An 18645-nucleotide genomic window follows, 5' to 3' on the forward strand; every position below is an offset into this window, starting at 1 on the left:
GCCGGGCCGGAGCCAATTCTTTCCGGCGGTGCACGGCGCATTCGCGATCGAGGGGGGCGCGCGGCGTCTCGATTCGCAACTTTCCCAAAGTAGGTTCCCCGGAGAGGTGAATCGCGTGTCGGGCGGCGCCCCTGCGTGTGGCGTCCGGGCACGATGGGCCGGTCCGCAGCCGGCAACGCGAGGGGATGGCCCGAGCGGCGAAGCCGGGGAAGTGGGCCGAGCGCCTTCCGTAGCCCGCGCTCACGATGGGCCGGACCGCACCCGGCGGCGAGAGCCGATGACCCGAGCGGCGAAGCCGGACGGCTGGCCGAGCGCGCACCGAGGCGCTCGCTCACGATGGGCCGGTCCGCACCCGGCGATGAATGGTGATGACCCCGTAGGCAATCCCGTGGGTCCCACCCCTGGCCGTCCGGGTCATAGTCAACGTGCGGTGGAGGGGCGGGAGTCAAGGGTGGAGCGGAGCGGAATCGGCGGAGCCGACGCGACGTAGGAGCGCCCTTTACTGCCGGCCCGGAGCCGCCACACTCCGCAAAAAACCGGGCGGCCCCGGCAACCATCAAAGACACCGCCCCACCAAAGGTCACCCCCACCGCTCAGCACACCAGCCTCGGCACATCGACCTCCGCCCAGATCGTCTTGCAGGGGCTGAGCGGCAACGCCCCCAAGTCCGTCCCCCACCGCGCCGCCAACGCCTCGACAAGGAGCAGCCCTCTGCCCGACTCCGCCTCGGGCCCCGGGCACCGGGGGTGCAGCGGCGGGCTCCGGTCGGCCCGCGCGTCCGTTACCTCGATACGGAGCGTGTTCGCTGCACTGAGCGTCAGGGCCAGACGGAAGCTCCTGCCGGGCACACGGCCGTGCAGCACCGCGTTGTTCGCCAGCTCCGCGACGATCTGCTCCGCCGTCTCGAACGCGTGCTCCCAGCTGCGCAGTTGCTCCCTCGTCAGGAGCCGGGCCAGTCGCGCGCCTCTCCGCGTCGCCGAGAGCAGGATCGTGAACTGGCGTGTGGGGGTGAGGGCTTGGGCCCGGGTGGTTTCTTGGTTCACGTCACTCAGCGTCGCGGTGCGTGCCCAACTTGGACAGCGGTGTGCGCGGTGCGTACCGGATCTGTCCCGTGCTTGTCCCGGCCTGTCCCGGCTGTCTCGGGTGCCGTTCGGGTACGTGTGCGCGTTGGGCTTGGACGGGACGGCGGAGGTGGGCGCGGTGGAGCGTAGTGACGGTGTGGACGAGCCCGGTTGGGACGTCGATCCCGAGGACGAGATCAGTGCCGTCGTGGAGATGGTCGGCCAGCACTTGAAGCTGCGACGGGAGACGGCGGGCCTGCGGGTCGCCGAGTTCGCGGAGGCCATCGGGTACGGGGAGGACCTGATCCGCAAGATCGAGCGCGGGGCGCGGATCCCTCGCCCCGAATACCTGGACAGGGTCGACGAGGCGCTGGGCGCGGGTGGGCTGGTCTCGGCGCTGAAGAAGGAGATGCGGGAGGCTCGGTACCCGAAGAAGGTGCGAGAGCTGGCGAAGTTGGAGGAGAGGGCCGTTGAGGTCTCCCTGTACAGCAACCACAACATCCATGGGTTGTTGCAGACGGAGGAGCACATGCGGGCCCTGTTCACCGGGTGGTTGCCCGCCTATTCCGTCGACGAGATGGACGGCATGGTGGCTGCTCGGATGGGGAGGCGGGCGATCTTCCAGCGGGACCCCGTTCCGGCGCTGAGCTTCGTGCAGGAGGAGGTGACGCTGCGGCGCCCCGTCGGGGGCACAATGGTTTGGCGACGACAACTCGAACGCCTCCTCGAAGTGGGGCAGTTGCGGAACGTGTCGATTCAAGTGATGCCGACCAACTGCGAGGAACACCCCGGCACTGGTGGGCTGATCGAGGTGTTGAAGTTCCCCGACGGCACAGCGGTGGGGCGTTCCGAAGGGGCGTACAGCGGGCGCCCGGTCTCCGAGCCGAAGCAGCTCAGGATCCTTGAGTTGCGCTATGGGATGATCCGGGCCCAGGCTCTCACGCCACGGGCGTCGCTGGCCTTCATCGAGCAAGTGCTGGGAGAGACATGATCCGCAAGGCCTCAGCTGATGACAGCGTCGAGCTGGAGTGGTTCAAGAGCAGTTACAGCAGCAGCGGCGACGGCAACGACTGCGTCGAGATAGCCACCACCCCCCGCACCGTCCACATCCGCGACTCCAAAACCCCCCGAGCCCCCCACCTCACCCTCACCCCCTCCACCTGGTCCGCCTTCCTCACGCACGCCTCCACGAGCCTCCCCTCCGCGCGCGGCTTGTGCTGCACTGGCCCCACGTAATCCCTACACGGCATGGGGGTGGGCGCGATGCCTCTCGAGGGCGAGTACGAGCCGAGTCCGGCGCAGTGGGTGCGCGAACAGGTCGAGCAGTACGAGAGTTCGGGCGGCACCCGGGGCGCCACGCTCTGGGACACGGGACTGCCGGTCGTCATCGTCACGATGCGCGGCGCGAAGAGCGGCAGGATCCGCAAGATTCCGCTGATGCGCGTGGAGCACGAGGGGCGGTACGCGGCGGTGGCCTCGAAGGGCGGCTTCCCGCACCACCCGCTCTGGTACTTCAACCTGAAGGCCGACCCGAAGGTGGATCTCCAGGACGGCCCCGAACGCCGGGGCATGGTGGCCCGTGAGATCACCGGGGACGAGAAGGCCCAGTGGTGGCGGCGCGCGGTCGCCGCGTATCCGCCGTACGCCGAGTACCAGGAGAAGACGGACCGCGTGATCCCGGTCTTCGTACTCGAACCCGAGCGCCTGGCCGGCCCGTCGTAGGACCAAGGAACGAGCACGTCCCCGCCCTTGGACAGGGGTGAAGCAGGGCGACGGCTCTTACGCTGGCGGGCATGACTGACACCGACGGCGTCCTGCGGAAGCCTTACCGCGCCCTGAGCATCGGCATCGTCTCCGTCGTGCTCCTGATCGCGTTCGAGGCGACCGCCGTGGGGACGGCGATGCCCGTGGCCGCACGGGAGCTGGACGGCGTCTCGCTGTACGCCTTCGCGTTCTCGGGGTACTTCACGACCAGCCTCTTCGGCATGGTGCTCAGCGGGCAGTGGGCCGACCGGCGGGGGCCGTTGGGGCCGGTCGCCACCGGGATCTCGCTGTTCGCGGCGGGGCTGCTGCTCAGCGGGACCGCCGGGTCGATGTGGCTGTTCATCGCGGGGCGGGCCGTGCAGGGGCTCGGCGGCGGCCTGGTCATCGTCGGCCTGTACGTGATCGTCAGCCGGGCCTACCCGGAGCACCTGCGGCCGTCGATCATGGCGGCGTTCGCGGCGGGCTGGGTCGTGCCGTCCGTGGTGGGGCCGCTGATCGCGGGGACGGTCACCGAGCACATCGGCTGGCGCTGGGTGTTCGTCGGCATCCCGGCCCTCGTGGCCGTGCCGCTCGCCCTCGCGCTGCCCGCGATACGGCGGACGGCGTCCGGGCCCGTCGACCCGGACGCGCCGGTCGCCGCGTTCGACCGGCGGCGCATCCGGCTCGCGCTGGGGATCTCGCTGGGGGCGGGCCTCCTCCAGTACGCGGGCCAGGACCTGCGCTGGCTCTCGCTGCTGCCCGCTGCCGTGGGCGGAGCCGTCCTCGTGCCCGCCGTACGGGGGCTGCTGCCCAAGGGGACGTACCGGGCGGCGCGCGGGCTGCCGTCCGTGGTGCTGCTGCGCGGCGTCGCGGCGGGCTCGTTCGTCGCGGCCGAGTCCTTCGTGCCGCTGATGCTCGTCACGCAGCGCGGGCTGAGCCCCACGATGGCCGGTCTTTCGCTGGCGGTGGGCGGGGCGACCTGGGCGCTCGGGTCGTACGTCCAGTCGCGGCCCCGCATGGAGCCCTACCGGTCGCGGCTCGTGGCCCTCGGGATGGTGCTGGTCGCGGCCTCGATCCTCGCCGTGCCGAGCGTCCTGATCGAGGCCGTGCCCGTCTGGGTGGTGGGTGTCGCGTGGGGCTTCGGGTGCTTCGGGATGGGCATGGTGATCGCCTCGACCAGCGTGCTGCTGCTGCGGCTCTCGCCGCCCGCCGACGCGGGGTCGAACTCGGCCGCGCTGCAGATCTCCGACGGGCTCTCGAACGTCGTCCTGCTCGCCGCGGGCGGCGCCGCGTTCGCCGCGCTCGGCGGGGGGTCGGTGGGCGCCGGTCACGGGGCGGGGGAGACCGCGGGCGCGCATCCGGCGGCGTTCGTCGCGGTGTTCCTGCCGATGGCCGCGGTCGCCCTCGCCGGGGCGTGGGTGGGGACGCGGCTCCAGGGCGGAACGGTTCCGGAGGTGTCCGTGATGGACGAGCCGGGGGTGCCGGAGGCGGCGGAGGTGACGGCGGTCGTGCTGACGGACGTACGCCCCGACCCTTCGGGCTGAGCGGAGACGCAGGCGCGTGGCCCCGCCTCCGGGCGGGAGCCCGGCACCTCGGCCACGAGGGATCCGCGCACCCCGTGTGAGACCCGTCGCACCCACCCCGGCCGCCGCCTCGCCCTCAGTGGAACGTCACCGCATCACCGGTAAGGTGGCCCGGTTGTCATACGTGCCGCCGACCTGCGAACCCGGAGACCGTGACTACTACCAGCGCCGCCGCCAACTCCTCCCACCACCTCTCGCCCGCCTTCCCCGGGCGTGCGCCATGGGGCACCGCCAACAAGCTGCGTGCCTGGCAGCAGGGTGCGATGGACCGGTACATCCAGGAGCAGCCGCGAGACTTCCTCGCCGTCGCCACCCCCGGCGCCGGCAAGACGACGTTCGCGCTCACGCTCGCGTCCTGGCTGCTGCACCACCACGTCGTCCAGCAGGTCACCGTGGTCGCGCCCACCGAGCACCTGAAGAAGCAGTGGGCCGAGGCCGCCGCCCGTATAGGCATCAAGCTGGACCCCGAGTACAGCGCGGGACCGCTCAGCAAGGAGTACCACGGCGTCGCCGTGACGTACGCGGGCGTCGGCGTACGCCCGATGCTGCACCGCAACCGCTCCGAGCAGCGCAAGACCCTCGTCATCCTCGACGAGATCCACCACGCGGGGGACAGCAAGTCCTGGGGCGAGGCGTGCCTGGAGGCCTTCGAGCCCGCCACGCGGCGGCTCGCGCTCACCGGTACGCCGTTCCGGTCCGACACGAACCCCATCCCCTTCGTGCAGTACGAGGAGGGCAACGACGGCATCCGGCGCTCCTCCGCCGACTACACCTACGGCTACGGCAGCGCGCTCGGCGACGGCGTCGTGCGGCCCGTCATCTTCCTCTCCTACTCCGGCAACATGCGCTGGCGCACGAAGGCGGGCGACGAGATCGCCGCGCGGCTCGGCGAGCCCATGACCAAGGACGCCGTCTCGCAGGCCTGGCGCACCGCGCTCGACCCCCGCGGCGAGTGGATGCCGAACGTGCTCAAGGCTGCCGACAAGCGGCTCAGCGAGGTCAGGAAGGCCATTCCCGACGCGGGCGGCCTCGTCATCGCCTCCGACCAGGACTCCGCGCGCGCCTACGCCAAGCTGATCCGCGAGATCACCGGGAGCAAGGCCACCGTCGTCCTCTCCGACGACACCGGTGCCTCCCAGCGCATCGACGACTTCGCCGCGAGCACCGACCGGTGGATGGTCGCCGTCCGCATGGTGTCCGAAGGCGTCGACGTGCCGCGCCTCGCGGTGGGCGTGTACGCGACCACGATCTCCACGCCGCTCTTCTTCGCGCAGGCCGTCGGCCGCTTCGTACGCTCCAGGCGGCGCGGCGAGACCGCGTCCGTCTTCCTGCCGACCGTCCCCGACCTCCTCACCTTCGCCAACGAGATGGAGGTCGAGCGCGACCACGTCCTCGACAAGCCGAAGAAGGAGGGCGAGGAGGACCCCTACGCCGAGTCCGAGGCGGAGATGGACGAGGCGAACAAGGAGCAGGACGAGGACACCGGCGAGCAGGAGCAGTTCTCCTTCGAGGCCCTGGAGTCCGAGGCCGTCTTCGACCGGGTGCTGTTCGACGGCGCCGAGTTCGGCATGCAGGCGCACCCCGGGAGCGAGGAGGAGCAGGACTACCTCGGCATCCCCGGGCTCCTCGAACCCGACCAGGTGCAGATGCTGCTCCAGAAGCGCCAGGCCCGGCAGATCGCCCACAGCAAGAAGAAGCCGGACGACGAGGCGGACCTCCTCGAGCTGCCCGCCGAGCGACGGCCCGTCGTGTCCCACAAGGAGCTCCTCGGGCTGCGGAAACAGCTCAACACGATGGTCGGCGCGTACGTCCACCAGAGCGGGAAGCCGCACGGCGTGATCCACACCGAGCTGCGGCGCACGTGCGGCGGGCCGCCGAGCGCGGAGGCCACCGCCGGACAGCTGCGCCAGCGCATCGAGAAGGTCCAGGAGTGGGCCACCCGCATGAAGTGACGCCCGGCCGTTCATGAAGTGACGTTCGAGTAAGGAGCCGGAGGTTCCGAGTGGGGAGGTCGTGTGCGGAGGTGGTGCGCACGCCCCGCCGGACCGCCGCCGCGTAACGGGGCAATGGGGGGCGCTAGGGGCGCCTCGGTGCCCGGATTCTGGACGAAGTCTTCCGCTGAGCGGGACGGCCTCGCTAATGTCCCCGCAAAGCACACGCCCCGTGGCAGCGCCGCCGCGGAGCGCAGCCGGTGTTCCGACCGGCGGCCTCTGACGCGCGTCGCCCACGGGACCGGCGACGCAACCGCCGCGTAGGGGGGCCGCCGACCCTCACCTAAGGAGTGGGCGTCGTGACCGCGGAGACTTCCCAGACGCTCGACCGAGGACTGCGCGTCCTCAAGCTGCTGGCCGACACCGACCACGGACTCACCGTCACCGAGCTGTCCACCAAGCTCGGCGTGAACCGCACCGTGGTCTACCGCCTGCTCGCCACGCTCGAACAGCACGCCCTCGTACGACGGGACCTGGGCGGCCGTGCCCGCGTCGGCCTCGGCGTGCTCAGGCTCGGCCGCCAGGTGCATCCGCTGGTGCGCGAGGCCGCGCTGCCCGCGCTGCGCTCACTCGCCGAGGACATCGGGGCGACGGCCCACCTCACGCTCGTCGACGGCACGGAGGCCCTCGCGGTCGCGGTCGTCGAGCCGACGTGGACGGACTACCACGTCGCCTACCGCACCGGCTTCCGCCACCCGCTGGACCGCGGGGCCGCGGGGCGCGCGATACTCGCCGCCCGCCAGACCCTGATCACCGACCCCGGCTACGCGCTCACCCACGGCGAGCTGGAGGCCGGCGCGAGCGGCGCGGCGGCCCCGCTGGTCGGGGTGACCGGCCTGGAGGGCAGCGTGGGCGTGGTGATGCTGGCGGACTCGGTACCGGAGAGGGTGGGGCCGAGGGTGGTTGATGCGGCACGGGAAGTCGCGGACGCGTTGCGCTGAGGCCGGGAAATCGAGCGAAATCGAGCCCGTCCGGCGATTGGGGACGAGCCCGGCGCAGCCGGCGACGGGCGCGGGCCGAGGCGCCGGGCACCGTCACGTTAGATTGATCCCGTGTTCTCGTTCTCTCGGTTTACGCGCCCCCAGGCCCTCGCCTTCTGCGCCCTCCCGGTCGCGGCCCTGCTCGCCGTCACCGCGTTCGCGCCGCTGCCGTTCGCCGTGGCCCAGCCCGGCGGTACGGCGAACGTGCTCGGGGAGCACGAGGGGAAGCCGGTCCTCACGGTCTCCGGCGTTCCCACGCGCAGGACGAGCGGCGAACTGCGCATGACGACGATCGTGGCGACGGGGCCCCAGATGGACAACTACCTGGGCGACGTCATCGACGGGTGGTTCCGTACGGACCGTGCGGTGATGCCCAAGGACTCCGTGTACCCCGTCGGCGACGACGTGAAGGAAGTCGAGAAGCACAACCTCGGCGACATGAAGAAGTCGCAGGACGCGGCCACGGAGGCGGCGCTGCGGTACCTGAAGGCGAACGGCGTCGACGACACCGACAAGGTGAAGGTCAAGGCCGACCTCGGCAAGATCGGCGGGCCCAGCGCGGGGCTGTTCCTCTCGCTGGGCATCATCGACAAGCTGGACGGCGACGGCAGCGGCGGCGACCTCACGGGCGGCCGCAAGATCGCGGGCACCGGCACGATCGAGGCCGACGGGACGGTCGGCCCGGTCGGCGGCGTGGCCCTGAAGACGCAGGCCGCGCGGCGCGACGGCGCGACCGTCTTCCTGGTTCCCGAGGACGAGTGCTCGGACGCTCGGGCGGAGCTGCCGAAGGGCCTGCGCCTGGTGCCGATCACGACACTGAAGGGCACGGTCGACTCGCTGCGGGCCCTGGAGAAGGGCGGGAAGGTCCCGAGCTGCTGACGAGCCGGAGGCCCAACTCGACGAGGACCCAGCCCAGTTGCGTACGGAGTCGTGGCCGGGGGCCTCGGGCGGGGGCGGCTCGGCGTAACTCCGCCGCGCGGGCGTTGTGCAGGATCAGGTGGATGTCGGGGTGCATGGCCGGGCTCTCCTAATCGGTCGGACGGGTCGGGAAGAGGGCGGCGTGGACGCGGACCTTCATCGCGTCCGGGGTTCCTTCCCGTGGTGCCGACAGGCGGTAGGACTCCACGAGTTCGTGTACCTTGCCGCGCAGCTCCAAGGCCTGGTCGGGGGTCAGGTCCAGGCTGAAGTCGCTCAGGTCCGAGGCCTCCACCCACCCTTGTGACCACTCGTGCCGCGTGGCGATCCAGGTGGACACCTCCTGCGCGCGCAGCGTCGCGTACTCGTGCAGGAGGATGCTCAGCGCCCCGCGCACCTCCGGAGTCCGGTCGTTCATGAGGTCCGCGTCGGTGTGGATGCCCTGCTGGGCGGGGCGCCACCAGCGCTCCCGCCCCTTGCCGCGCCCGGGGTCGTCCTCCACGAACCCGTACTCCGCGAGCTGGCGCAGGTGGTAGCTGGTCGCTCCGCTCGACTCGCCCAGGCGGGCGGCGAGTTGGGAGGCGGTCGCCGGTCCCTCGCGGCTCAGTGAGGTGAGCAACCGCATCCGCAACGGGTGCGCGAGCCCGCGCAGGGTGCGTGGGTCGAGCTCGCGGACTTTGTGGGGCTTCGGCTGTTCCGTCATGCCCCCTACCGTAGAGACGCAAAGACTCCGTTGCAACGGTTTCTTTGCAACGAAGTCTTTGGATCTCGCCGAAAAGGCGCTCGCGTCTACTCCTTGACGAAGCCCTCCTCGATCAGCCAGTCCTTCGCGACCTCGTGCGGGTCCTGGCCCTCCACGTCCACCTTGGAGTTGAGGTCCCGCGCCACCTTGTTGTTCAGCTTCTTCGTGATGGGGTCCAGGATCTCCGCCATCTCCGGGTGCTTCTCCAGGGACTTGCTGTTGATCTCCGGCGCCGCGTTGTAGTTGGGGAAGAAGTGCCGGTCGTCGTCCATCGTCGTCAGGTTCATCGCCTTGATGCGGCCGTCGGTCGTGAAGACCTCGCCGTACGTGCACGAGCCCTTGGACGCCTGCGTGTAGATGATCCCGGTGTCCATCTTGGTGATGCTGGACGAGGGCACCTTCATGCCGTACGCCTTCTGCATGCCCGGCAGGCCGTCCTCCCGGGAGGCGAACTCGCTCTCCACGCACAGTGAGACGGCCTTCGGGTCGGACTTGGAGAGGGCGGCCACCTCGGAGAGCGTCCTGGTCCGGTACTTCGCCGCGTTCTTCTCGTTCATGGCCAGCGCGTACGTGTTGTTGAGCGCGGCCGGCGTCAGCCAGGTGACACCGTTCTCGCGGTCCGCGTCCCGCACCGCCTGCCACTGCTTCTGCGGGTCGGTGATCGGCTTGGTGTTGCCCTGGTACGTGATCCAGGCGGTGCCCGTGTACTCGTACATGGCGTCCGCGTCACCGCCCTTGATGGCCTCGCGGGCGCCGATCGACCCCTGGATGCCGGTGCGGTCGAGCACGTCCGCGCCGGCCGCCTCGAACGCGATGCCCATGATCGCGCCGAGGATCAGCTGCTCGGTGAACTCCTTGGAGGTGACGGTGAGATCGGCGCCCTTCAGGGGCAGGCCCTGACCGATGGAACCGGGCTTGACGTCGTCGACCATCGGGCTGCCGCTGGTGAGCCCGCACGACGCGAGCAGCGCGCCGCCCAGGGCGAGGGCGAGGGCCTTCCGTGCCGTCCTCATGAGCCCACCTCCAACCCGCGCGGACGCAGGAGCAGTTCGGCCAGCGAGGCCAGCCAGTCGACGAGCAGGGCGAGCGCGATCGTCAGGATCGAGCCGAGCATGAGGACCGGCATGCGCTGGTTGGTCATGCCCGTGGTGATCAGGTCGCCGAGACCGCCGCCCCCGCCGAACGTGGCGAGGGTCGCCGTGCCGACGTTGAGGACGAGCGCCGTGCGCACGCCCGCGAGGATCAGCGGTACGGCGAGGGGGAGTTCGACCGTGCCGAGGACGCCGAGCGACGACATGCCGATGCCGCGGGCCGCTTCGAGGAGGGTCGGGTCGTTCGCCTTCAGGCCCGCGATGGTGTTGGAGAGGACGGGCAGGACGGCGTAGATGATGATGCCGATCAGGGCGGCCTTCTCGCCGATGCCGAGCCAGATCACCAGGAGCGCGAGGAGGCCGATGGCGGGGGTCGCCTGGCCGATGTTGGCCAGGGCCATCGCGACCGGGGCGCCTTTGCGCAGCTTCTTGCGGGTCAGCAGGATGCCGAGCGGGATGGCGATGATGAGGACGAAGAAGGTCGAGATCGCCGTGAGCTCGATGTGCTGGCGCAGCCTGAGCCAGACGTTCCCGTTCGCCAGCGCGTTCTCGGAGATCGAGTCGAGGTCGGCCTGCTCGAACCACCACCAGGTGGCGAGCAGCACCACCGCGAGGACGGCGGGCAGGAAGGTCAGCTTCTGCCAGGTGACCTTGCGCGGCTGCCTGGGGGCGAGCGCCGTGGGCGGCGCTTCGAGCTCTGCCTCTCCCTCGTCGCGGAAGGCGAGGCCCTTGACCTCGTGCTCGCCCTCGGGGCGCCGCTCCTCCTCGGGGGACGGCTTGCGGTCCGGGATCCGGGGCGTGCCCCCGGCGGTGCCGCTCACGCCTGCGCCTCCCCGCCGTGGCCCTCCTGCTCGAAGTGGGTCAGCCGGGACCGCTGCTCCTCCAGTTCGTGCTGGTGCTCCACGGCTTCCAGGCGGTCGGCCTCCAGCATCTCGTGGACGGAGTTCATCAGCGTCTCCATGTCGACGACGCCCGTGTACTCGCCGCGCCGCCCGGTGACCGCGACCCGGCCCGCGTTGTCGGTGAGGACGGCTTCGAGCGCGTCGCGCAGGGTGGCGTCGCGGGTCACGGTGTCGTGGACGAGGGTGCCCGCGCGGGCCAGCGAGCCCTTGGCGCGCATCAGGTCGCCGCGCCGCAGCCACTTGTAGGGGCGGCGGCGCTTGTCGAGCAGGAGCAGTTCGTTGGTGCCGCTGCCGCGGAGCTTGTCGAAGATGTCCTGCAGCGGGTCGTCGACGGTCACCGTCGGGATGTCGGCGATCTCCACGTCCCGTACCCGGGTGAGGTTGAGGCGCTTGAGGGCCGCGCCCGCGCCGACGAAGCCGGAGACGAAGTCGTCGGCGGGGTTGGTGAGGATGGCCTCGGGGGTGTCGAACTGCGCGATGTGCGAGCGCTCCCGCAGGACGGCGATGCGGTCGCCGAGCTTGATGGCCTCGTCGAAGTCGTGCGTGACGAAGACGATGGTCTTGTGCAGCTCGTGCTGGAGCCGGATCAGCTCGTCCTGGAGGTGGTCGCGGGTGATCGGGTCGACCGCGCCGAACGGCTCGTCCATGAGCAGTACGGGCGGGTCGGCCGCCAACGCCCTTGCCACGCCCACGCGTTGCTGCTGGCCGCCGGAGAGCTGGCGCGGGTAGCGGTGGTGGAACTCGGCCGGGTCGAGCCCGACGAGGTCGAGCATCTCCTCGACCCGCGACTTGATCCTCGACTTCCCCCAGCCGACCATCTTCGGCACCAGGGCGATGTTCTGGGCGACGGTCATGTGCGGGAAGAGCCCGGAGGACTGGATCGCGTAGCCGACCTTGCGGCGCAGCTTCACCGGGTCGATGTCGGTGACGTCCTCGCCGTCGATGCGGATGCGGCCGCTGGTCGGCTCGATGAGCCGGTTGATCATCTTCAGGGTGGTCGACTTGCCGCAGCCGGAGGGCCCCACGAAGATGACGATCTCGCCCGCCTTGATCTCCATGGTGACGCTGTCCACGGCGGGGTCGCTGCTGCCCGCGTAGCGCTTGGTGAGGTTCTCCAGCTCGATGGTGGCCCCGGAGGTGGCACCCCCGCCGGTCCCGGACGCGTCAGACACGGATCCCCCTCGAAATGGTCAGTCGGCCGATCAGGACGTACGCGGCGTCGAAGAGCAGTGCCAGGACGATGATCCCGAGCGTGCCCGCGAGCACCTGGTTGAGCGCGTTCTTGGAGCCGAGCGAGCCGATCCCGCGGAAGATCTCGTTGCCGAGCCCTGGACCGGACGCGTACGCGGCGATGGCGGCGATGCCCATCAGCATCTGTGTGGAGACGCGGATGCCGGTCAGGATCGGCGGCCAGGCGATGGGCAGCTCCACCCGGAAGAGCCGGGCGAGCCGGGACATCCCGATGCCCTTCGCCGCGTCGACGAGGGAGGGGTCGACGCCGCGCAGGCCGACGATGGCGTTGCGCACGATGGGGAGCAGCCCGTAGAGGGTCAGCGCGACGACGGTCGGGGCGACGCCGAGGCCGACGACCGGGATCAGCAGACCGATCATGGCCAGGGACGGCACGGTGAGGATGGTGGAGGTGACGGTCGTGGCGAGATTGCCCGCCCATTCGCTGCGATACGTGAGGACGCCGATCAGTACGCCGATGAGGGTGGCGACGACCATGCACTGGAAGACGGCGCTCGCGTGCTGGAACGCGTCCGTCAGCAGTTGCTGGTGGCGGTTGCCGAGGTAGTCCCAGAAATTCACTGAAGTGCTCACCTCGCCTTTCCGAAGGTACTCACAAGTTTCCGAAGGTACTCACAAGGTCGGTGACTCGGGTCGGTGACTCAGGGGTCTTCGGACGCCTGCTCCACCAGCGGGATGATCCGCAGCGGAACGGGGTTTTCCATGACGATCGCCGTGGAAGCCCGGACGATGCCATCAAAGCCGACGACCCGGTCGATCACACGTTGGAGATCCGCGTTGGACCGGGCCACGAGGCGGCAGAGCATATCGCCGTGGCCGGTAATCGTATGTAGTTCGAGCACCTCGGCGACGGTCGCCAAGTGCGCCCGTACGTCGGCCCCCTGGCCCTGTTTGATCTCCAGGGTCGCGAAGGCCGTGACGGGGTAGCCGAGGGCCGCGGGATCGACCTCGGGGCCGAATCCGCGGATGACTCCATTGGACTGAAGCCGGTCCATCCGCGCCTGCACCGTGCCGCGCGCCACGCCGAGCCTGCGCGAGGCCTCCAGGACCCCGATACGGGGCTCGCGCGCCAGGAGCACGATGAGGCGGCCGTCCAGATGATCGATCGACATGACGCCTCCATGATGGTCATGATGTACAGATAGCCCGTTCATACTGGCCAGTGACTGTGCAGATTGACCACTGAAAACGCGAACTATTGCGCATCTTGTGGTTCGGCGGGAGCCTCGGGTCATGACTGAGACCACCACCCACACCACCCCCGACACCGCGCGCGAGGCCGACCCCTTCCCGGTCAAGGGAATGGACGCGGTCGTCTTCGCCGTGGGCAACGCCAAGCAGGCAGCGCACTACTACTCCACCGCCTTCGGCATGAAGCTGGTCGCCTACTCCGGACCGGAGAACGGCAGCCGCGAGACCGCGAGTTACGTGCTCACGAACGGCGGTGCGCGCTTCGTCTTCACCTCCGTCATCAAGCCCTCCACGGACTGGGGACACTTCCTCACCTCCCATGTGGCCGAGCACGGCGACGGCGTCGTCGACCTCGCCATCGAGGTTCCGGACGCGCGGGCCGCGTACGCCTACGCCGTCGAGCACGGGGCCCGTGGGATCACGGAGCCGTACGAGGTCAAGGACGAGAACGGCACGGTGGTGCTCGCCGCCATCGCCACGTACGGCAAGACCCGCCACACGCTGGTGCAGCGCACCGACTACGACGGGCCGTACCTGCCCGGTTTCGTGGCCGCGAACCCGATCGTCGAGCCGCCGGCCAAGCGCACCTTCCAGGCCATCGACCACTGCGTGGGCAACGTCGAGCTCGGCAAGATGAACGAGTGGGTCGGCTTCTACAACAAGGTCATGGGCTTCACGAACATGAAGGAGTTCGTGGGCGACGACATCGCGACCGAGTACAGCGCGCTGATGTCGAAGGTGGTCGCGGACGGCACCCTCAAGGTGAAGTTCCCCATCAACGAGCCGGCGATCGCCAAGAAGAAGTCGCAGATCGACGAGTACCTGGAGTTCTACGGCGGCGCGGGCGTCCAGCACATCGCGCTCGCCACGAACGACATCGTCGCGACCGTGCGCACGATGCGCGCGGCGGGCGTCCAGTTCCTGGACACCCCCGACTCGTACTACGACACGCTCGGCGAGTGGGCCGGTGAGACCCGCGTCCCCGTCGACACCCTGCGCGAGCTGAAGATCCTCGTCGACCGCGACGAGGACGGCTACCTGCTGCAGATCTTCACCAAGCCGGTGCAGGACCGGCCGACCGTGTTCTTCGAGATGATCGAGCGGCACGGGTCGATGGGCTTCGGCAAGGGCAACTTCAAGGCGCTGTTCGAGGCGATCGAGCGGGAGCAGGAGAAGCGGGGCAATCTGTAAGCGGGGCAATCCGTAAGGGGGGCAATCCGTAAGGGGGGCGATCTTGAGGCGGGGTTGATCGCGGGCCGCGCCCAGCTCGTCCTCAATCGCCGGACAGGCTCTGTCTGTCCGGCGATTTCGCGTTCCGCGCGGGCTAGTGTGCGGGCATGGCCAGGATCAATGACGTCGGTGGGATGCAGGGGTTCGGGGCGCTCGACACCCGGGACGACACCGAGCCCTTCCACGCCGACTGGGAAGCGCGCGTCTTCGCGCTCAACAGCGCGCTGGTGCGCGCGGGCGTCTACAACCTGGACGAGTTCCGGGACGCGATCGAGACGATGCCGCCCGCCGAGTACCTCGCCGCCTCGTACTACGAGCGCTGGTTCCACGCCATCCGTACGCTGTTGGAACGCAAGGGCGTGCTCGAACCCGGCGCCCTCGACTCCGGTGAGCCCGATGAGTGACCGGTTCGGGCCCGGCGCCCGCGTCCGCACCGTGGCCCACGACCCGCCCCACCACACCCGTCTGCCGCGCTATGCCCGCGGTAAACACGGCGTGGTCGTCGAGCCCGAGGGCGCCCACCCGCTGGCCGACGTGCGCGCGCAGGGGCGGGCCGACGCACCCGTCGAGCAGGTCTACGCCGTGCGCTTCGCCGCCCGGGACCTGTGGGGCGAGGGCGACCACGACGTCGTGCTCGACCTGTGGGAAAGCTATCTGGAGCCGGAGGACGACACCCCATGAGCGGTACGCATACGGACGCGCGGATCTCCCGCCAAGTGCGGCGCCTGGAAACCCTGTTGGAGGAGCGCGGCATCGTCGTCGGCGCCGCGCTCGACGAGACGCTGGACGCGTTCCTCAGCGGCGCGACCCCGCTGAACGGGGCCCGGGTCGTCGCGCGGGCCTGGGCCGACCCGGCGTACAAGGAGCGGCTGCTCGCCGACGGCACCGCCGCCGTCGCCGAACTCGGCTACTCCGCCGGGGGAGTTCAGCCTCAGCGGCTGCGCGTCGTCGAGAACACGGGGGACACGCACAACGTCGTCGTGTGCACCCTCTGCTCCTGCTACCCGGTCCGGCTGCTCGGCCCCTCGCCCAGCTGGTACAAGAGCGAGGCCTACCGCTCGCGCGTGGTGCGCGAACCCCGCGCCGTACTCGCCGAGTTCGGCCTGCGCGTACCGGACGGCACGGCCATCACCGTCTGGGACTCCAGCGCGGAGACCCGCTATCTGGTCCTGCCGCGCCGCCCCGCGGGCAGCGCGGCGCTGACCGAGGAGCAGCTGGCGGCCCGGGTCACACGGAACGGTCTGATCGGGACGGCCGCCGTCTAGGGCGCCTGCGTGCGCCACTCGTGGTCGGGCAGGAAGGTCACGTCGTACTGTTCGGGGACGCTCGCGAACTTCCGGGGTTCGGGGATCAGCGGCCGGTGCGGCAGGCCGTGCTGCTCGGTGGGCGCGCCGAGCGTCTCGAAGAACCGCTCGAAGGTGGCGCCGGGCCCCGCGGCGACGCCGACGACCTGGCTGTGGTGGCGCTCCATGCGGTAGGCGTGCCGGCAGTTCCTGGGCACGAAGCCGAAGTCGCCGGGGGTGAGCAGCTTCTCCTGCTGTACGCCTTCGGTGTCCTCGACGAAGAGCCGGACCGCGCCCTGGGTGACGTAGAAGACCTCGTGGGTGTCGGCGTGCACGTGGGCCGGTATGAGGTCGCCCTTGGGGCCCTCGACGGTGAAGAAGTTGAAGGTGTTCTCGGTCTGCTCGCCGCCCGCGTAGACGGTGATGAGGTCGCCGAAGAGGTGGGCGCGGTCGCCCTCGCCCTTCTCGATGAAGTAGGGCTTGCCCGGCTCCGGGGGGATGCGGGAGGCGCGGCGGTAGCGGGTGGCGTACTCGATGGTCATGGGGCTCCTCCATTAATGTCAGGTACCCTGACATTAATGACCGACAAGCCCGCCCGCCGCAACCTCCCGCAACTCCTCGGCGAAGCCCGCCGCTGGTTCGAGGAGGGGCTCCTCGCCGCCATGGAGGCCGCGGGCGCCACCCCCGTCTCCCCGACGCAGGTCCAGCTCTTCGCCGTCCTCGACGACGAGGGCACCACCGTCTCCGAACTGGCCCGCCGCATGGGCGTCACCCGCCAGACCGCCCACCAGGCCGTGCACGGCCTCGTCGGCGCCGGGCTCCTGGAGCAGGTCCCCGACCCCGCCTCCGCCCGACAGCGCCTGATCCGCCGCACGGCGGACGGCGAACGAGCCCATCGCGAGGCCACGGCAGTCCTGACCCGAATGGAAGAAACCCTGGCCGACCGCATCGGCACGCCCCTCCTCCACGCCCTGCGCACAGCCCTGGAAGCCCCATGGGGCCCACCCCCCGAGCCGAAGCGCCCTCATTGAGACGCACAGAAAACAACGCACGGCACCCCCAAGGGGCGCGGGGAACTGCGCGACAAGCCACAACGAACCCGCACCCGCATCACCCCCGCACCCCCCACCCCACCCCACCTCACTCGCCCCCTGACACCGCCCGCCGCTGCGCCTGCGGAGGCGCGGCCACCCCGGCCCCCCGCCCCACCGCGCCCCGCCCCACCGCGCCCCGCCCCACCGCGCCCCGCGCGCCCCGTTCAGGCGCATACACCTCCTCCGGCCCACCCTCCTCCGGCTCACCCAGCTCCTCCAGCGCCGCCTTCGCCACAGGCACACCCAGCGGCGAGAAGAACGGATTGATCCGCAGCGCCTCGCCCAGGTGGCGCCGAGCCGCGCCCTCCCAGCCCAACTCCCGCTCGATCCGCCCCCGGTGGAACGCGAACAGCGCGCTGCGCGGCCCCTTGGCCATCGCCTTGGTGACGAGCTTCAGGCCTTTCTCGCTCGCCCCGGACCGGTGCAGCGCCCAGCCCAGCGCGTCCGCCGCCTCCGGGCTGCCATGCCGCTCGTACTCGGCGGTGAGCCGCTTCACCGCCGCGTCCGCGTCGCCGTGGTCCGCCTCGAACAGGCCGAGGAGCCGCTCGTTGTTGACGCCGCCCGCCTCCTCCTGCTTCACGTGCACCCGCAGCGCCTCGTACTGCGCCCGCGCCGCCGGCTTCAGCTTCAACGCCGCGTACAGCTCGCCCAGTTGGAGGTCGTACTCGGGCAGCGGCTGCCTGGCGATCGCCGAACGGTAGGCCTGCAGCGCCTCCGCGTAGCGGCCAAGGGCGGCCAGCGCGCGGCCCCGGCCCGCCATCGCGGGGTGGTGGTCGGCGTCGGCGGCGAGCGCCGCGTCGTCGTAGCGCAGCGCCTCCGCCGGTTCGCCCCGCTCCCACGCGAGCTCCGCGAGCCGGTGCAGGCAGGCCGCCTTCTCCGCCGGGGCCTCGGCGAGCGCCGCCGCGTCGGCCAGCGCGACGTTCGCGTTCTCGCGCCAGCCGCGGTCGCGGTAGACCTGCCCGATCCGGGCCCGCGCGGCGGGGCCCGACCCCAGCTCCTCCAGCGATTCCAGGGCCCTGTCGACGCCCTTCGCGTCACCGAGCCCGGTGTACGCGTCGAGCAGCGGAGGGTACGACGTCCACCGCTTCGGCGCCTGCCGCGCCGCGAGCTCGCCCCACTTCCTGGCGGCGCGGAAGTCGTGCCGCGCGTTGGCGAGCACGGCGAGCCCCGTCAGGGCCTCCGGGTTCCGCTCGGGCTTCGTCCGCAGCGACCTGTTCAGCGCCGTCTCGGCCTTGGGGAAGTTCGCCACGTCGGACGTGCGCACGCCCCGCGCCACGTACGCCGAGCCGAGCACCGCCCAGGACTGGTCGTCGCCGGGGTGCGCCCGCAGATGCGCCTCGCGCTCGCCGATGAGCGCCGCCAGGTCCGGCAGCGCGGCGGGCGCCCCGGCCCCGACGGCCGCCATCGCCCGCCCGGCGGGCCCAAGGACGGGCGGCGCCGCCTCCTTCCTGTCCGGGGGCAGCAGCGCGAACGCGCCGCCGAGCACCACGCTCCCCGCGACGGAGGCGATGAGCACACGCTTCACCGAAGGCTTCATGACGTTCACTGTGCGTCAATACGAAGAGCACATCCCGGCATGCGGAACGGC

At 70.7% G+C, this 18645-nt stretch carries 21 protein-coding genes; 12 read left to right on the forward strand and 9 right to left on the reverse strand.

All coding sequences use genetic code 11. The features are described from left to right. Positions 1 to 593: 593 nt before the first annotated feature. A complete protein-coding gene (locus tag ACZ69I_RS00005) occupies positions 594 to 1043 on the reverse strand; it encodes an ATP-binding protein (RefSeq protein WP_470829737.1) in 450 nt (149 codons plus the stop codon). A 157-nt stretch (positions 1044 to 1200) separates the two neighbouring features. Between ACZ69I_RS00005 and ACZ69I_RS00010 the strand changes: the two genes are divergently transcribed. The 7 genes from ACZ69I_RS00010 to ACZ69I_RS00040 all read left to right on the forward strand — a co-directional run bounded on the left by ACZ69I_RS00010 (position 1201) and on the right by ACZ69I_RS00040 (position 8237). Continuing rightward, on the forward strand, positions 1201 to 2052 hold the full coding sequence (locus tag ACZ69I_RS00010; RefSeq protein ID WP_467669973.1) for a helix-turn-helix domain-containing protein: 852 nt from the start codon (positions 1201 to 1203) through the stop codon (positions 2050 to 2052). Next, entirely contained in the window at positions 2049 to 2297 is a 249-nt protein-coding gene (locus ACZ69I_RS00015) for a DUF397 domain-containing protein (protein ID WP_470829739.1), read from the forward strand. Before ACZ69I_RS00010 ends, ACZ69I_RS00015 begins: the two co-directional genes overlap by 4 nt. Positions 2298 to 2324: 27 nt before the next feature. Continuing rightward, complete coding sequence (locus tag ACZ69I_RS00020; RefSeq protein WP_470829740.1) at positions 2325 to 2783, forward strand: nitroreductase family deazaflavin-dependent oxidoreductase; 459 nt, start codon at positions 2325 to 2327, stop codon at positions 2781 to 2783. 71 nt (positions 2784 to 2854) lie between these two features. After that, entirely contained in the window at positions 2855 to 4348 is a 1494-nt protein-coding gene (locus tag ACZ69I_RS00025; protein ID WP_467669967.1) for an MFS transporter, read from the forward strand. Between the two features lie 191 nt (positions 4349 to 4539). Next, complete coding sequence (locus ACZ69I_RS00030) at positions 4540 to 6339, forward strand: DEAD/DEAH box helicase (protein ID WP_467669965.1); 1800 nt, start codon at positions 4540 to 4542, stop codon at positions 6337 to 6339. Between the two features lie 338 nt (positions 6340 to 6677). Further along, entirely contained in the window at positions 6678 to 7319 is a 642-nt protein-coding gene (locus ACZ69I_RS00035) for an IclR family transcriptional regulator (RefSeq protein WP_467669963.1), read from the forward strand. Positions 7320 to 7430: 111 nt separating this feature from the next. Then, entirely contained in the window at positions 7431 to 8237 is an 807-nt protein-coding gene (locus ACZ69I_RS00040; protein WP_470829742.1) for a S16 family serine protease, read from the forward strand. A 148-nt stretch (positions 8238 to 8385) separates the two neighbouring features. Here the strand turns inward: ACZ69I_RS00040 and ACZ69I_RS00045 are convergent, their stop codons facing one another. The 6 genes from ACZ69I_RS00045 to ACZ69I_RS00070 form a co-directional block, all read right to left on the reverse strand. Beyond that, on the reverse strand, positions 8386 to 8976 hold the full coding sequence (locus ACZ69I_RS00045) for an ArsR/SmtB family transcription factor (RefSeq protein WP_470829744.1): 591 nt from the start codon (positions 8974 to 8976) through the stop codon (positions 8386 to 8388). 86 nt (positions 8977 to 9062) lie between these two features. Next, the gene (locus ACZ69I_RS00050) at positions 9063 to 10028 is read right to left on the reverse strand and encodes a glycine betaine ABC transporter substrate-binding protein (protein WP_470829746.1); all 966 of its coding nucleotides are present in this window, start codon (positions 10026 to 10028) and stop codon (positions 9063 to 9065) included. Further along, positions 10025 to 10897, reverse strand: a complete 873-nt coding sequence (locus ACZ69I_RS00055; RefSeq protein WP_470830621.1) for an ABC transporter permease — start codon at positions 10895 to 10897, stop codon at positions 10025 to 10027. The genes ACZ69I_RS00050 and ACZ69I_RS00055 overlap by 4 nt, the downstream gene beginning before the upstream one ends. A gap of 26 nt (positions 10898 to 10923) precedes the next feature. Then, positions 10924 to 12180, reverse strand: coding sequence for a betaine/proline/choline family ABC transporter ATP-binding protein (locus tag ACZ69I_RS00060; protein WP_470829747.1), 1257 nt, complete (start codon positions 12178 to 12180; stop codon positions 10924 to 10926). Continuing rightward, positions 12173 to 12820, reverse strand: coding sequence for an ABC transporter permease (locus tag ACZ69I_RS00065; RefSeq protein ID WP_467670830.1), 648 nt, complete (start codon positions 12818 to 12820; stop codon positions 12173 to 12175). Before ACZ69I_RS00065 ends, ACZ69I_RS00060 begins: the two co-directional genes overlap by 8 nt. 80 nt (positions 12821 to 12900) lie before the next feature. Beyond that, on the reverse strand, positions 12901 to 13371 hold the full coding sequence (locus tag ACZ69I_RS00070) for an Lrp/AsnC family transcriptional regulator (RefSeq protein WP_361723912.1): 471 nt from the start codon (positions 13369 to 13371) through the stop codon (positions 12901 to 12903). Between the two features lie 121 nt (positions 13372 to 13492). Between ACZ69I_RS00070 and hppD the strand changes: the two genes are divergently transcribed. The 4 genes from hppD (at position 13493) to nthA (ending at position 15945) form a co-directional block, all read left to right on the forward strand. Continuing rightward, the gene (hppD, locus tag ACZ69I_RS00075; protein ID WP_467669952.1) at positions 13493 to 14641 is read left to right on the forward strand and encodes a 4-hydroxyphenylpyruvate dioxygenase; all 1149 of its coding nucleotides are present in this window, start codon (positions 13493 to 13495) and stop codon (positions 14639 to 14641) included. A gap of 146 nt (positions 14642 to 14787) precedes the next feature. Beyond that, positions 14788 to 15084 carry a hypothetical protein gene (locus ACZ69I_RS00080; protein WP_470829749.1) on the forward strand — a complete coding sequence of 99 codons (297 nt, stop codon included), beginning with the start codon at positions 14788 to 14790 and terminating at the stop codon, positions 15082 to 15084. Continuing rightward, on the forward strand, positions 15077 to 15361 hold the full coding sequence (locus tag ACZ69I_RS00085; protein ID WP_467669948.1) for an SH3-like domain-containing protein: 285 nt from the start codon (positions 15077 to 15079) through the stop codon (positions 15359 to 15361). The genes ACZ69I_RS00080 and ACZ69I_RS00085 overlap by 8 nt, the downstream gene beginning before the upstream one ends. Then, positions 15358 to 15945: a nitrile hydratase subunit alpha gene (gene nthA, locus ACZ69I_RS00090; RefSeq protein ID WP_470829750.1), complete on the forward strand. Its 588-nt coding sequence runs from the start codon at positions 15358 to 15360 to the stop codon at positions 15943 to 15945. Before ACZ69I_RS00085 ends, nthA begins: the two co-directional genes overlap by 4 nt. Here nthA and ACZ69I_RS00095 read toward each other — a convergent pair. Then, positions 15942 to 16505, reverse strand: coding sequence for a quercetin 2,3-dioxygenase (locus ACZ69I_RS00095; RefSeq protein WP_470829752.1), 564 nt, complete (start codon positions 16503 to 16505; stop codon positions 15942 to 15944). The two genes, nthA and ACZ69I_RS00095, sit on opposite strands and share 4 nt — an antisense overlap. Before the next feature lie 36 nt (positions 16506 to 16541). Here ACZ69I_RS00095 and ACZ69I_RS00100 point away from each other — a divergent pair, with 36 nt between their 5' ends. Beyond that, on the forward strand, positions 16542 to 16994 hold the full coding sequence (locus ACZ69I_RS00100) for a MarR family winged helix-turn-helix transcriptional regulator (RefSeq protein ID WP_470829754.1): 453 nt from the start codon (positions 16542 to 16544) through the stop codon (positions 16992 to 16994). A 109-nt stretch (positions 16995 to 17103) separates the two neighbouring features. Here the strand turns inward: ACZ69I_RS00100 and ACZ69I_RS00105 are convergent, their stop codons facing one another. Continuing rightward, positions 17104 to 18594, reverse strand: coding sequence for a tetratricopeptide repeat protein (locus ACZ69I_RS00105; RefSeq protein ID WP_470829755.1), 1491 nt, complete (start codon positions 18592 to 18594; stop codon positions 17104 to 17106). Between the last annotated feature and the right edge of the window lie 51 nt (positions 18595 to 18645).

The sequence above is a fragment of the Streptomyces sp. NPDC036815 genome, from assembly GCF_055609205.1.